This window comes from Nocardia sp. NBC_01730 (assembly GCF_035920445.1).
GTDB lineage: Bacteria > Actinomycetota > Actinomycetes > Mycobacteriales > Mycobacteriaceae > Nocardia.
In genome coordinates, this window is sequence record NZ_CP109162.1 from 5,916,415 (window position 1) to 5,930,125 (window position 13,711).

The 13,711-nt window shown below is 65.4% G+C and carries 17 protein-coding genes; 9 read left to right on the top strand and 8 right to left on the bottom strand.

Annotated features, from left to right (window positions below; translation table 11 throughout):
- Positions 1-334 precede the first annotated feature (334 nt).
- The 3 genes from OHB12_RS24735 (at position 335) to OHB12_RS24745 (ending at position 2,259) form a co-directional block, all read left to right on the top strand.
- Positions 335-1,033, top strand: coding sequence for a hypothetical protein (locus tag OHB12_RS24735; protein WP_327111101.1), 699 nt, complete (start codon positions 335-337; stop codon positions 1,031-1,033).
- 172 nt (positions 1,034-1,205) lie between these two features.
- Entirely contained in the window at positions 1,206-1,676 is a 471-nt protein-coding gene (locus tag OHB12_RS24740) for an SRPBCC family protein (protein ID WP_327111103.1), read from the top strand.
- Positions 1,677-1,686: 10 nt separating this feature from the next.
- Positions 1,687-2,259 carry a ribonuclease H family protein gene (locus OHB12_RS24745; RefSeq protein WP_327111105.1) on the top strand — a complete coding sequence of 191 codons (573 nt, stop codon included), beginning with the start codon at positions 1,687-1,689 and terminating at the stop codon, positions 2,257-2,259.
- A 329-nt stretch (positions 2,260-2,588) separates the two neighbouring features.
- Here the strand turns inward: OHB12_RS24745 and OHB12_RS24750 are convergent, their stop codons facing one another.
- Complete coding sequence (locus OHB12_RS24750) at positions 2,589-3,815, bottom strand: helix-turn-helix domain-containing protein (RefSeq protein WP_327111107.1); 1,227 nt, start codon at positions 3,813-3,815, stop codon at positions 2,589-2,591.
- 205 nt (positions 3,816-4,020) lie between these two features.
- Between OHB12_RS24750 and OHB12_RS24755 the strand changes: the two genes are divergently transcribed.
- From OHB12_RS24755 to OHB12_RS24780, 6 genes are all read left to right on the top strand, one after another.
- On the top strand, positions 4,021-4,272 hold the full coding sequence (locus OHB12_RS24755; RefSeq protein ID WP_327111109.1) for a hypothetical protein: 252 nt from the start codon (positions 4,021-4,023) through the stop codon (positions 4,270-4,272).
- Positions 4,254-4,463 (top strand): hypothetical protein, encoded by a 210-nt coding sequence (locus tag OHB12_RS24760; protein ID WP_327111111.1) that lies wholly within the window; start codon positions 4,254-4,256, stop codon positions 4,461-4,463. Before OHB12_RS24755 ends, OHB12_RS24760 begins: the two co-directional genes overlap by 19 nt.
- On the top strand, positions 4,453-4,659 hold the full coding sequence (locus OHB12_RS24765; protein WP_327111113.1) for a hypothetical protein: 207 nt from the start codon (positions 4,453-4,455) through the stop codon (positions 4,657-4,659). The genes OHB12_RS24760 and OHB12_RS24765 overlap by 11 nt, the downstream gene beginning before the upstream one ends.
- Entirely contained in the window at positions 4,646-4,894 is a 249-nt protein-coding gene (locus OHB12_RS24770; RefSeq protein ID WP_327111115.1) for a helix-turn-helix domain-containing protein, read from the top strand. The genes OHB12_RS24765 and OHB12_RS24770 overlap by 14 nt, the downstream gene beginning before the upstream one ends.
- 245 nt (positions 4,895-5,139) lie before the next feature.
- Positions 5,140-5,478, top strand: a complete 339-nt coding sequence (locus OHB12_RS24775; RefSeq protein WP_327111117.1) for a hypothetical protein — start codon at positions 5,140-5,142, stop codon at positions 5,476-5,478.
- 15 nt (positions 5,479-5,493) lie between these two features.
- Positions 5,494-5,772, top strand: a complete 279-nt coding sequence (locus tag OHB12_RS24780) for a Clp protease N-terminal domain-containing protein (protein WP_327111119.1) — start codon at positions 5,494-5,496, stop codon at positions 5,770-5,772.
- A 119-nt stretch (positions 5,773-5,891) separates the two neighbouring features.
- On the opposite strand, the gene OHB12_RS24785 is transcribed toward OHB12_RS24780, so the two are convergent.
- The 7 genes from OHB12_RS24785 to OHB12_RS24815 form a co-directional block, all read right to left on the bottom strand.
- A complete protein-coding gene (locus tag OHB12_RS24785; protein ID WP_327111121.1) occupies positions 5,892-6,662 on the bottom strand; it encodes a hypothetical protein in 771 nt (256 codons plus the stop codon).
- A 135-nt stretch (positions 6,663-6,797) separates the two neighbouring features.
- Positions 6,798-7,976, bottom strand: coding sequence for an MlaD family protein (locus tag OHB12_RS24790; RefSeq protein ID WP_327111123.1), 1,179 nt, complete (start codon positions 7,974-7,976; stop codon positions 6,798-6,800).
- Positions 7,973-9,064: an MCE family protein gene (locus OHB12_RS24795; RefSeq protein ID WP_327111125.1), complete on the bottom strand. Its 1,092-nt coding sequence runs from the start codon at positions 9,062-9,064 to the stop codon at positions 7,973-7,975. The genes OHB12_RS24790 and OHB12_RS24795 overlap by 4 nt, the downstream gene beginning before the upstream one ends.
- Before the next feature lie 8 nt (positions 9,065-9,072).
- On the bottom strand, positions 9,073-10,182 hold the full coding sequence (locus OHB12_RS24800; RefSeq protein WP_327111127.1) for an MlaD family protein: 1,110 nt from the start codon (positions 10,180-10,182) through the stop codon (positions 9,073-9,075).
- Positions 10,179-11,177 (bottom strand): MCE family protein, encoded by a 999-nt coding sequence (locus OHB12_RS24805; protein WP_327121402.1) that lies wholly within the window; start codon positions 11,175-11,177, stop codon positions 10,179-10,181. Before OHB12_RS24805 ends, OHB12_RS24800 begins: the two co-directional genes overlap by 4 nt.
- Positions 11,177-12,220 carry an MCE family protein gene (locus OHB12_RS24810; RefSeq protein ID WP_327111129.1) on the bottom strand — a complete coding sequence of 348 codons (1,044 nt, stop codon included), beginning with the start codon at positions 12,218-12,220 and terminating at the stop codon, positions 11,177-11,179. Before OHB12_RS24810 ends, OHB12_RS24805 begins: the two co-directional genes overlap by 1 nt.
- The gene (locus OHB12_RS24815; protein ID WP_327111131.1) at positions 12,217-13,710 is read right to left on the bottom strand and encodes an MCE family protein; all 1,494 of its coding nucleotides are present in this window, start codon (positions 13,708-13,710) and stop codon (positions 12,217-12,219) included. Before OHB12_RS24815 ends, OHB12_RS24810 begins: the two co-directional genes overlap by 4 nt.
- Between the last annotated feature and the right edge of the window lies 1 nt (position 13,711).

The following is a 13,711-nucleotide window of genomic DNA, read 5'->3' on the forward strand; positions in this document are numbered from 1 at the left end:
GTCCGAAGATCCGGGAGCGGGCGAGCGCCACACTTAAGTGCGCCGTTCGTGTCGACGGCCGGACGCCGTTGGCCGGGTGTCTCAATGTGGCAGTCGAGAATGACGCTCGCCAGCTACGCGATTGTTTACCCACTCGTGTGCCGACAGAAACATCAAAAGGCCCTCACATTCGGTGCTCGACCGTCCGGGTGCGGCAGCTCTGGCCGCACATTGTGATCCTGGTCTCTCCCACGCGGCGTGGCCACCAGCAACCCCGGTAACCTGGACAAACGTACGACTTCCGATGATGCGGGTCGTTCTGTTGAGGAGCAGCAACGGAGACAAAGGACGCATCATGACAGCACACAGACCTGCCCAGCTTGCACGGCACACCGCCATCGTGCTCGCCGGCGCCACCAGCCTCAGCCTGACCGTCGTCGCGGGTGCGTACATCGTGCACCAGATGGCCGATGCGCAGCGCTCCGGCAGGGAGCTCGCCGGACCGGTCGCTCCGTCCGGGCCGAAACATACCCACCGCGGCGGCCCGATCGGCTCCGATCCGATGCTGACCGGCCGCAGCTTCGCGCTGCCCGCGGCGTACACGCGACAGCTGGCAGCCGAACCGACACTCACGGAACCACACAGCGATTCGACCCAACGCATGCCGACGAACCGAGGCGGCAAGGTCAGGCTGGGCAACGCCTTTGTCGAGGCGCAGTTCGCCGAGGCCGAGACGAACACCCTCTCGGTCACGGTGGACACCAACGCGTTCGCTCTGCTCACCGACCACCTGCCGACGCCGGTGCCAGGACCGCTCGGCGCCGAACCGTCGGCCGTGACCACGGTGCGCACCGATCTCGACATCCAGAGCGGCGAGGTGCGGTTGGCGTTCTCCGACCCGACGCTCGGCGAGCACAACCTGCGCCTTAGCCATTGCCCTGAGCCCGCGGCGACCTCGGAGACGACACGCCCCGCGCGCATGGGTCCCGAGCCCGCCACCGTCGAGACCACGGTTGCGCTCCCACCCGGCGCCGAGCACGCCGTCTCGGTGTAACCCGATCGCGGAGCACATCGTCAACCAGCCCTGAGGCGGCCGCACCCACCCAGACTCCCGAGCGACCGTCCAGTCCTGATCTGGAAATACGTCGCACCAGATTCCGGTGACCTCTCGAATAAAGAGGAGAGCTGTAGTACTTTTAACGCCAGTCGTGGGACAGGGAGGGCCTATGGGCCACATCAAGTACGCGAGTGACGTCGGAGCCCCGGTAGAAGTGGCGTTCACCTACACGGACAACCATCTCTTCGTACCGAATTGGATGTTCGGCATCGTGAGCTTCGAGCCGACCGGCGAACTCGACCGCGGCCTCGGCGCAACCTTCGCAGCCGCCGTTCGTCTCGGGCTCTGGCGACAGACCGTGACATGCGAGATCACCGAATACCGCCGCAACGCGGTGATCGGGTATACGCTCCGTGGGCGTTTGACCTGGACGTTGACGCTGCGCTTCGACCCACTCGGCTACGGGCGGTCGGCGCTGACGTCGGAGACGGAGTACAGTCCACCGCGCGGATTCGCCGGGCGCCTGTGCGTCGGTCCGGTGGATTCCGCCGCGAAGTCGGCACTCCGCCGCACGGAGACCCAATTGCGAAGGGAGATAGAGGAATTCCACGTTACCGATCTTGTCGGTCGGATTGCGTAGGGTGCCACCTATGATCATCGTGAGCACCGACGGATCCTGCCTCCGCAATCCCGGCGGCGCCATCGGCTGGGCTTGGGTCAATCACCAGGGCTCCTCGGCGAGTGGAGGAGCCGCGTCCGGAACCAACCAGGTCGCGGAGTTGCGCGCGGTGCTGGAGGCGATCGCCGCCCATTCCGGGTCCGAACCCCTTTTCATCGAAAGCGATTCGCTGTACGCGATCAAGTGCGCCTCGGAGTGGGTGTCGGGCTGGCGGCTCAACGGCTGGCGCACATCCACCGGGGGCGCCGTGAAAAACGTCGAACTCATCCGGCAGATCGACCGGGCCATCGCGAGCAGGCCGGGTCCGGTCCGGTTCCGCTGGGTCCGTGGACATGTCGGCAACTACTTCAACGAGCAGGCCGACGCGCTGGCCGGAGAAGCGGCTCGGCAGGCTGCGGTCACCGCGGCGGTCGCCGAGGTGAACACCGTGGAAATCCCCGCGGTGACTGTGGAGGAAGCGTCGACGGCGCCGGAAGCGCCGAAAGACCAGGCCGCGGGGAAGGCGGCCGCGCCGTCGGCACCACAGACATTGACGCTGTTTTGATCCGCTCGCGCGGATCGCGAAGACCACCCGAATAGCCTCCGGCGGTGGTGGCTCGGCCCACCGCCGGAGGCCTCTGGGCTAGGTTAAATAGGCTCTGATCTGTGGAGATATCTCTGACGACATCTCGCCCGATCACGCCGAATCCCGGTCGATTGTGCCCAAAACGTGCCCACGGTAGCGGCGCGTGGTCACGCCGGGACAGCGCCCTGTCAGACGCTCGGCACGTCGGACGGGGCGCGCTGCCGACACACGAAAGGGGGGTACTCGCGTTCGAGTACCCCCCTTTTTTCAGGCAGTGCCCTGACGTGAGCCATTTGGCTCATCTTGACCTAGACGGGTAGACCGACCTGTCGACTCAGCTCCCGAACATCGCGGCTCATCCCCGTAGGCGGAGACTTCACCAGCCCATGCAGCATCTCGCGCGCGAACCCGTTGTACCGGATCGTCTCTGGTGCCGTCTGCTGCGCCTTCTCCAACATCGCGAACGCCGCAGCCGCCTCCCGCCGCTGCGAATACGCACGGGCAACCTCGATGTAATGCCGACTGCGGCGCGGCACCGACACGATCGTCTCCGCGTCCAACTCCCTCGCGGCACGCAGCGCCTCAGCCGATCGCCGCAACTCCACACCCAAGGTCGTCGCATGGGCCGCCATCACCGGCACCGAGAACGACGTCTGCACATGCCGATACCCCGGACCCAACTGCCGCGCCGTCCCATCGGCGGCCTCCCAGTGCTCCCACGCCTCGCCATAACGACCACGGCGAGCATGCACATACGCCACCTCAGCCTCGAGCGCGCCCGCGATACCCCGCCAATCGTCTGGCGTCTCATCCCTGCCGAGGTAGGGCGCGAGCTGATCCATCGCATCCCGCGCAATCCCGATCGCCTCCTCCCAACGGCCGGAGTCACGCAGCGCCTGCACCATCGCCCACGTGCTGCACGCGATCACGTACGGGTCGTCCGCCTCGAACCCCTCGTTCATGGCACGGTCCGCGACAAGCCAAACCAACTCCGGCGCAGGCTGATACGCGACGTAGAAGTCCGCCAACTGGTAGACGCCAGCGAGGATCCGCCGCGCCTTCCTCCGCGTCGGCCCAGGGATGCGAGCAGCCTGCTGTGCGTCCCTGATCAAGCCAGGGAGCAAGGCGCCTAGCTGGGTTCGGTGATCTGGGCTGATATGGCGAATCTTCCACGCTTGGTCCAGGCGAATCGCCAGATGCTCGACGCTGCTGGCGCGGAGACCGGCTGTCATCCGATAGTCGGTGAGGGCATAACGTACTTCGGTCAGCGCTTCGTGCTGCTCGCCGGCGAACACTGCCACCGACACGGCGTGACCGTTGCCGGTCAGCTCGGCGAGATCCTTGACCTCCAGCGCTTGCGCGATCCGGAGGAGCATCGGCAGTTTCGGTGGCTGGAGCCTGCCTGTCTCGACCGCTTTGATCCACTCCGCCGACCGCCCGACCAGCCCGGCCAGGACCGGGCGCGACATGCCTGCGCGCTCGCGTAGCCACTTGATTCGTGTGCCGACAGGCGCTTCACCTTTGGGGTCCTGCATGGTGCCCCTCCTATGGCTACCCACTGGATTAAAGCGTATCCGACCAGATGGCATGGGGTACGGAATGTACCCGATCGGTGCATGTCTCGTTCTTAACGTGAGGTTCAGCTCCCCATGCCGGGGCTGGCCTCAACCCCGACCGGGGCCGTGATCCGGCATCGGGCGCTTCCAACACCACAACACCATGCCCGGGGGTATAGACAAGATGCCGATCGCTCTTTTGATCGCCTTCACGGTCGCTGCCGTCTTCTACGGCACGATCTGTTTCTTCGATCGGCCTGTGAGAAGCGCTGAGACGTGCCATCTCGCACCTGATTTCCCGTACACCCCGGAGGACGCACACCTGGTGTGGCAGGCGCGGATCGGCTGCGACACCGAAACGTGCGCAGACAAAGCCGCGGCGCTCGACGTCCTCATCGACGCCAAGATCGTCAAACCGTGGCGGACCGCCCGGTGACCACCCTCGCCGACGCCGAACAATGGCGCCACTTCCACCGTAATTGCTACGCCAAGGGCACATTCCGGTCGCTGGACCAGGCCCAGTTCGTCACCAACGTGCACGGTGGCCACGGGCCGTCCTGCCTTCAGTACCTCGCCGCGACGGCGTACATCATAGGCTCCGGGGACGGGTCCGACCATGACTCGTGACAACGAGCCCATCGGCATCCGGCAGAGCTACGTAGACGGCACCTTGTCGATCATCGGCGCCGACGGTTGGCCCTACAGCGCCGAGGAGACCGCCGACTTCCTCAGGGAAGCCAGCGAAGACGAGTCCCTCGAGCTGCTCCAGTTAGTCCGTGACGCCCTGCGTGCGCTGGAGAGGAAATCCGGTGGCACTCAGTGAGGCCCAAGCCAAGGTGCTCGGTGCTCTGGCTCGAGGCCAGCCGCTGACGACCCAGGAACTGAGCACCCGGACGGAGCTCGCTGCGACAACCGTGCGGGCCGCCGCTACATCCCTCACTCACGACGGATGGACAGCCAACACCGACGGAATCCCCACCTACTGGCGGATTACCGACTGCGGACTCCGCCTGGTCGCGACACGCCCCTACCGGGAGTACCGCACCACCAACGCCTGACCCCGGCGCCCGCCTATAGAACGTCCCGGCAGCAGTCGGGATATCCGAGATAGAACCGAGTAAGGACCGCATGAACGAGCTTTACAACCCCGGTCCGGATGGCAACTCGGCCGACGTGGACCGACTGGAACGTCCCGGTTAACGCCGACGACGACGGCCAGGACTGAGCTCTACACGCGAAAATTCGCCCCTTGCCGAGGAGATCGGCGGGGGCGTTCGTACCAGAAGACAAAGGGGAGATGAGAATGCGTAACTTTCTTGGGGCCATGCTCACGGCCTGCGCCATCACCGCATCCGTGCTCGGCGGAGCAACCGCCGCGGCGGAAGACACGGCCGGACCATGCCTGTTCGGTCACGTCGACCCGAACAACAACGACAGCGCCTGCAAGTACAGCGACTCGGCGACATGGCCGGAATCGGAGGAAGGTCCCGACGGGGAACCGGCACTGACCTGCACCCGGCTGAATGAGAACCAGCACGTCCGGACCAGGGACGCGCACGGCAACCGGTTCTGGCTGTGCAAGAAGTACAAGGACTCGTGGGGCCACACCTACTACCAATGGACCGAAGTCCTCGGCATGTGATGGGAGGATGGACTGATGTCGATCAGGCACACCCAGGACTATGAGCTGATCATCTCCGCCGCTGAGCGGATCGCCCACGAACGCGGTGACGACTACGTTGGCGTGGAGCACCTCATGCTGGCAATCCTCGCCGATCCTGATGCCGTGCCAACGTTCGAACTGCGGCACCGGATGGGCGTCGACGTCGCCGAACTCGTTAGGCAGCTGAACCTGTTCCTGGATGCGCCGATTCCGGGACCAGGCCAGTACCGGGTGCGGTCCCTGGATGGCACCATCACCATGCGACCTGCCTGATCCCGAAGCCGAAGAACGCCCCTGCTCTCACGAGAGCAGGGGCGTTGTCGTGAGTAGTGGGCTGCCTGATGAGCTGGGCTTTCCTGTGGTGGCTCTGCCCACCGCCGGAGGCCTCTCTGCTAGTTGCCCGGCTGCGGTGCGGGCTGCTGGCCGTTTCCTGGCGCGGGCGCGCCGGGCAGGCCGGTGCCGGCGCCCTTCAGCATCGGCGAGTCGAGCTTCTCGACCAGCCACTTGTCACCCGACTTCTGCAGCTGGGCGATTACCACCACGAACTGCCGCTCCGGGTTGGTCTGGGTGAAGTTGGTCCGGAACTGCGTGAGGGTCACCAGCACCTTGGCCGAGGTCTGGTCCCCGGACTGGTAGCCGCACTGCACGTCGTCGGCCCAGGACTTGACCTGCGCCTGGACCATGGCGTCCTTGAGCGCCTTGGTCGCGTCGTCGAACTCCTTCAGAAACTCGCCGGTCGCGCCGGCCTTCACCGTCGTGAAGTAGTCGTCGAGGTTCTTCGAATAGTCGTAGACGGAGACGTCCTTGCCGAACTCACACGCGGCGCTGGTCGAATCGCGGATCGCGTCGAGCTTGTCACCGCGGTCCTTGCCCTGCAGGAAGAACACGACGACCGCCGTGATCGCCGCCACTGCGAGCACACCGGCCACGAATGCAGCCACCAAGGGCAGCGAAGCGGATTTCTTCGGCGTAGCGGGACCAGCGCCCGCCTTGGGCTCGCTCTTCTCTTCCGTCTTCTCGTTGTCCGCCTTCTCCGCCTCGGACTCCTCGGCCTTCGCGGCGGCGTCATCCTCCGATTCGGCGGTCACCTCTTCGGTGGCCTCGTCGTTGTCGGCGGCCTTGGTCTCGGCGTCCTTGTCGGTCTCGCCGTCGTCGGTAGACATCGATACAACCTGCACTTTCCCGGCGCGCACCAGCGCGCGCCGATTGGCTGACCGGCCCGCGACAGAGGCGAACCGTAGGCGTTCAACCGGCGAGTATGCCCGGCCGACGGGATGGCCGCCGTGCCGGGTACGAACTCACCGCACCGGAGGAAGGGTCCGCTCGTTCGGATCCACACCCGGCGGCATATGCGCGCCGTTGTTCGGCACATCAGGCCGCGGCGCGTTCGCCGCACCACGGATCAGCTGCCCTGGCGGCGGGTTCTCACAGTAATTCCACTTCGGAAGCGTGCCGTCCTGCACGACTTCGTTGCGGATCTTCGGGGTGTTGTAGGTGCAGAACGGCCGCGGCCAGATGTCGACGATCGCGTAGAACTCGTTATCGTGCGCCGGGATGCCGAGCGCCTCGCCGCCGAGCGCGAGCGAGGGAAACAGCGCACGCAGCGCGGGTAGCCGCAGCTGCGCCGCCTTGGTGATCGCCTGGAAGTTGGTCGCCAGGCTGGTGATCGGGTCGGCCGTCTTGTCCAGCACCGCTCCGAGGGTGGTGAGCTGGCCAGGAGCCTGCTCGAGTACGCTCTGCAGCTCCGCGTTCGCGTTGTTGAACTGCTCGAATAGGGTTCCGGAGTTGCGCGTCAAGGTGGCGAGATCCGGCTGCGCGTGGGACGTGGTCTCGGAGATGGTGCGCAGGTTCGTAATCAGGTTCGTGGTCTGTGGCAACAGCGAATCCAGGCCCGCCGCGGCCAGGCTGATCCCATTGACCATGCCGCGCAGCTGATCCGGGCCACCGCTGAGCGCGATGTCCAGCTCGTTCAGGATGACCTTGAACTTGTCCGGCTCGATCTGCGCGATCAGCGCGCTGGAGTTGTCCAGCACCGACCACACCGGCGTCGGTGTGTGAATCTTCTCCGGATCGAACTCGACCACCGCGCCGTTGGCCAGGTACGGCCCCTGCTCGGCGTTCGGCCGGAAGTCGATGTACTGCTCACCGGCGCCGGAGAGCGCCTGCACGGCGATCGCGGTGTCGACCGGGATCCGGTACTTCGACTCGATCTGCGCGGTGGCGGCGATGGCCTGGCCGCGGTCGGTCAGCTTGATCGAGGTGACCTTTCCGATCCGCCATCCACGCAAGGTCACGTCGTTGCCCGGTTGCAGACCGCCGGAACGGTCCAGGTTCACGGTGATGGTGTAGTCCGAGCGCAGCGGATTGATCCGCATGACATTCACCATCAGGTACGTGGCCCCGACCAGCAACACAAGAATCAGGCCGAAATTCGACAGCAGCAGCTTGCGCCCGAACAGCTTGGACAAGAAGGTCATCGGTGTCCTCCGGTCACCCGGCCGTACACCAGTTGCAGCACCTGGATCAGGCTGCCCGCGAAGTCCTGCAGGTCGTTGAGATCCGGGAGCTTGCCGTGCTGGGGATCGGTGAGCGCGCTGAGGTCGAGATTGGTGGCGGTCGCGTACACCGCGAAGCTGTTGCCTCGGAAAGTCGCGTCGAGCTTCGGCCGCAGCACCCGCATCCGATCGAGCAGCACGCCGAAGCCGTCGCCAGTCCTGGCCAGCGCGTCCATCAGCTGACGGGTGTTGTCCAGCAGGCTGCTCAACTGCTGGCTGGTGGTGTCGGCGTAGTCGCCGAGCGCGGCGCTCGTGGTGGACACCTTGGTCAGCAGTTCGCCGATGGCCCTGTTGTTCTCGGCGATGGCGCCGATCATCTGCGGAAGCGTGTCGGCAACCTCACCGAGCTCGGCGCGGCGCGACTCGATGGTCGTCGCCAAGGTGCTGAACTCGTTGAGCACACCGTCGACGCGGGCGGTGTTGTCGTTCAAACTGCCGACCACACCGGTCATCTCGGTGATCAGGTGGGAAAGCTGCCCGCCGCGCCCTCCGACGATGGAGTCCAGCTCCGCACCCAGCTTCGACAAGCTGGCGATACCGCCTCCGTTGAACAGCAGGGAGACCGAGATCAGCAACTGCTCGACGGTCGCGCCCGCGGACGTGCTCTGCAGAGTGAGGGTGTCGCCGTCGTGCAGCGTCTGCGTGCCGGGCTCGGTCTTGGGCTTGGATACCGCGACGAACACGTCACCGAGCGGGGTGGCCTGGCGCAGTTCCGCCGTGCTGCCCTTGGGCAGCTCGATGTCCTTGCTGATGGTCAGATCGACAACGGCCTGGAAGTTCTTGGTCGAGATGTTGGAGACCACGCCGACGTCCGAGCCACCGATCTTCACCTTCGCCTGGTCGGGCAGGTTCAGGGCGTTCTCGAACACCGCGTGCACAGTGTAGGTGTCTCCGGACATGCCCGGCTTGGGCAGCGGCAGCTTCTCCACCGTGAGCCCGCACCCTGAGGTGACGCCGACAGCGGTCACCGCGGCGGCGGCGACCAGCGCCCTGCGTGCCTTGATCGTCATGCGGTACGTCATTTCGTCAGTCCGAGCAGCGCCGCGGTGAGCCCGTAGTCGGGTCCGAAGTCCTGCATGTTTCCGGTACGGCAGCCATCCGCCTTCATCTGGATCCGTTCGCAGAACAGGCTGACGATCTCACCCGAGAGCGCAGTACCGATCACTCCGTGCAGCCGGACATAGCCGTGCTCGCGGTTCACCATGCCATCGATGTTCTGCATCACCATCGGCGCGAGGTCGACGACCTCGTTGATGCCGTAAGCGTTGTCACGCAACTGCTGGGTGACGTTGGTCAGACCTGTCATGGAGCCCGACAGCTGATCCCTATACTGCGACAACGTGGTGCTCGTGTTCGCCAGGAAGGCGTTGAGCTGTTCCAATGTCGCCTGAAGGCCAGGGGATTGCTCCGCGAGGAGGCCGCTCATCTGCGTCATCCGGTTGCTGAAATCGCGCACCGACTGGTCGTTCTCGGCCAGCATAGTGGTGAGGTCGTTCAGCTTGACGATGATGTTCGACACCGCGTCCTTGTTGTCCACACCGACCTTCAGCGCCCCGGACAGCGCGTTGAGGGTGTCGCGCATCTTCGCGCCGTTGCCGTTCATCATCGGGTAGAGCACCCGGCCGGACAGCGGGCCGAGGCCCTCCTGGCCGGGCTCCGGCTTCAGCGCGGCGGCGAACTGATCAATCGTCTTGATCATCGTGTCCAGCTCGACCGGCGTCTTGGTGCGGCCCTTCGGCAGATGCGCACCGTCGGACATGGTGTCACCGGCGGTATAGACCGGAGTGAGTTCGATGTGCCGGTCGGTCACGATGGATGGCGAAATAATCGCCGCCATCGCGTCTTTCGGGATCTTGACGTCCTTGTCGATGGAGATGTGCACCTCAATGAGGGTGCCCTTGGGCACGATCTTGTCGACCTTGCCGACGTCGAGTCCGAGCACCGTGACCGGATTGCCCTCGTAGATGCCCGCGATGTTCTCGAAGTCCGCGGTGATCCGCATCGTTGTGCCCAGCGCGTTGTTCACCGAACTCGGCAGCAGCGAGCAACTGCCGACCGCCAATGCGGCGGCGCTGATCATCAGTGTCTTCGCGACGGTCTTCAGCTGGAAAGCGCTGCGTAATTTCATCCCTGGCACCCCTCGATGACTTGGGCGAAGCACAGCCAGTTGTCCGGGAAAAGCCACGGCAGGCCTACGTCGCCGTATGGACCGCTGCCGCCGTACGAGTTCGCCAGGTAGCGCAAGGTCGGCGGCATGAGCGACAGCATGCGATCCAGGTTGTCCTTGTTCTTCTGCAGGCCCTCGGCCATGGTGTTCAGCTGCTGAATCGTCGGGCCGAGCTGATCGTTGTTCTCCGCGCCGATCTCCTGCAGCTGCTTGGTCAGCGTCGCGATATTGTCCAGCAGCTGCCGCAGCAGGCCCTGGCGCTCCATCACCCGGTTGGCGATGGCCTCGCCCTGGGTGATCACCAGCAGCACGCTGTTGCGATTGTCCCCGAGGATCTGGGTGACCCGGTCCAGGTCCTTGAGCAGACCGTCCACCTCACCCTTGCGAGCATCGATCACCTTGGCCAGCGCGCCGACGCTGTCGAGCGCCTGTGCCGTCAGCTCCGGCGAGTCGCCGATCTGCTTGTTGATCAAGTTCAGCGATGCCGCCAGCTTCTGGGTGTCGAGCGCCTCGAACTTCGGCGTGCCGACCTGCACCACGTCGGACAGGTTGTAGGGAACCGAAGTGTTGGACACCCGGATTCGCCCGCCCTTCAGGCCGGAGCCGTCGCCGGGATCGAGGTCGACGAACCGCGCTCCGAGTAGCGTCGCCATCTTGATCGAGGCGCGTGCGTCCGGGCCGAGCTTCACATCGTTGCTCACGTTCAACGTCAGCAGTACGTGGTCACCCTCGAGTTTCGCACGGGCAACCCGGCCGGAGCCGACACCCGCGACGTTCACCCTGTCGCCGACTTTGATGCCTGCGGCCTGCACGAACTCGGCCTCGACCGTCTGCTCGCCGACTCCGGCGAGCTTGTAGACGCTGGACACCAGCAGCAGCGCCACGATGAGGACACCACCGAGGATGCCCAGCCAGAAGTACCGGTTGTTGTCGAACCTGGATCTGAGCTTCGTCATCATGGGCGGCACACCGCCGAGTGCGAAGTGCCACCGATCTGCGAGAACAGACCGCGGGGGAACAGGATGCCGTAGAGCGAGACGTCCAGACCGCAGATGTAGGCGTTGGCGTACGCGCCCTCGGAGGCGTGCCTGCCCGCGGCAGCCAGAATGTTCGGCAGGTCGATCGCCGCCTGGTCGAGCTTGGCGCCGTTGTCCAGCAGCAGGGTCAGCGCCGCGCTGGTGGAGTTCTGCGCGGTCTGCAGCTTCGGCTGGATCTGTCCCATCATGTCGATCAGCGACGTGGTCGCGTTCGCGATCTGCACCGTAGATGCCTGCAAGGACTGCCCCTGCTCGTACAGCCCGCCGATCAAGGCCCGGGTCTGGGTCACCAGGGTCTCCAATTCATCACCTCGTTTGGCCAACCCCGACATCACACCGGACAGGTTGGAGATCACATCGGACAGAATGGCGTCCCTGCGCTGGAAGTCGGTCGCCAGCTGCGCAGCCTGCACGATGAACGCGCTCAGCGAGACACCATCACCCTGCAATGCCTGGATGAAGGTCTCCGACAGCCGGTTGACCTGCTCGGGCTGCAGCACCTGGAACAGCGGCTGGAATCCGTTGAGCAGACCCGACACGTCGAACGACGGCTCGGTCCGCTCGATCGGGATCGAGCCCTTGTTCTTCAGCGCCGCCGGGCTCGACTCCTTACCGGGAGCCAGCGCCACATACCGCTGACCGATCAGATTCTGGTAGCGGACAAGCGCTTTGGTGTCGTCGAAAAGCGTCTGGTCGCGCTGCACCACGAAGGTCACCTTCGCGACCGACTTCTTCAGGTTGGTGTCGCGGCCCAGCTCGATCTTCTCGACCTTGCCCACCCGCACGCCCGCCATCCGCACGTCGTCGCCCTCGTGCAGACCGAGCACGTCGGAGAACGTCGCGGTGTAGGTGTTGGTGTCACCGCTGACGATGCGCGCCAACGTGTTCCAGACGAGCACCGTCACCAGGATGGACACGATCGCGAAGATGCCGAATCCGATCAGCGGCCTGCGAATGCTCATCGTCCGGCACCATTGTCGGACACCTGCATGGTTCCGCCCTTCAGAATCGAGCTCAGCAGCAGATATTCGGCGGTGGTCGGCTTGCGGCCGAGCAGCGCGACGATCGCGGAGTCGCCCTGGTAGGCGATCGGCCGGGCCGACGGCGTGCCTTCTGGGGCCGCGGCCGGAGCGGCGGGCGCCGGCACTGCTGCGGCAGGCGGAAGCAGGCCCGGCGGCAGCATCGGGAACAAACCCTCCAGCGGAGTGCCCGCGAACGGAGCGAGTGCGCCGCCGGTCGGAGCGGCCGCGGTAGCCCGGCTCGGGTCCGGAGTGGTGACACCCGGGATCAGCGGCAGACCCGGCATCGGCACCACCGGAGGCAGCCCGGCGGCCGAGGCCAGAGCGCGCGGCTTCAGCTTTTCGGGGAGTTCGCCCACATCGTTGACCGCGGGGGCCGTCGAGCAGCTAGGGCCCGCCATCTCGCCGTAGCGCGGGCAGTCGGCCACGGTGTACAGCCGATACGGCGTCAGTGTGACACCCGCGTTCCAGACCTGCTGCTTCTGCGGACCCCAGGTGAATGTGGTGTCCATCCGGCGCATGGTCTCGCTCAGGTTGAGCAGGCTCCGGGTGATAGCGGTCGGGTCGGCGGTGATCGCACCGAACATGTCGCTGGTCCCCGCGGTGACCTCCTTGCCGACATTCGGGTTGCGGGCGAACAGATCGTTCACTGTGTCCACGGTGCCGCTGGTCCCGGTGATCAGCGCGACCAGCTCGCTGCGACGGTCGGCGATCGTGCGCGCGGTCTGCACCGAGGTGCCGAGCACGTCGACCAGTTCCGGCGCGGACCGGTTGAGCGCGTGGAACGACGCGGAGAAATCGCCGAGCAATATGCCGAGATCGGGGATCGAGTCGTCGACGGCCTGCAGCCAGCGGTCGAACCGCTCGACGGTGGAGCCGGGCATCCGGCCGCTGCCGTCCAGCGCCTGCGACAGGGTGCCGAGCACCCGGCCGAACTGCACCGGGTCGATCTCGTCGAGGATGTTGCGCACCGTGGTGAGCGTGTCCTGCAACGCGATGGTGCCCTTGCTGCGGTCCTCGTCGATGGTCGAGCCCTCGTGCAGGTACTGATCGGCGGGGCCGTTGAAGACCAGCTCGACGGAGGTGACGGCGAATAGGTTGCTCGGCACCACGCGGGCGGTCACATTGGCCGGGATGTCGCCTGCGAATTCCGGCTTCATCTCGATCCGGACCTTCTGCAGCTCACCCTTGGCCGCGATGTCGACATTCTTGACCGCGCCGACGAGCACGCCGCGGAACTTGACGTCGGCCTGCTCGGGCAGGCCGTCACCGGTGGTGGTCAGGTTCGCGGTGACGTTCACCTTCTCCTGGAAGAAGCCCTTATAGCGCAGCGTCAAGAAGCTCAGCACCAGCGCGAAGACGACCAGACCGCATACGCCCGCGATGAGCAGCTGCCGCATGGTGGGTCCACGCCCACTGGGATCGATGATCATC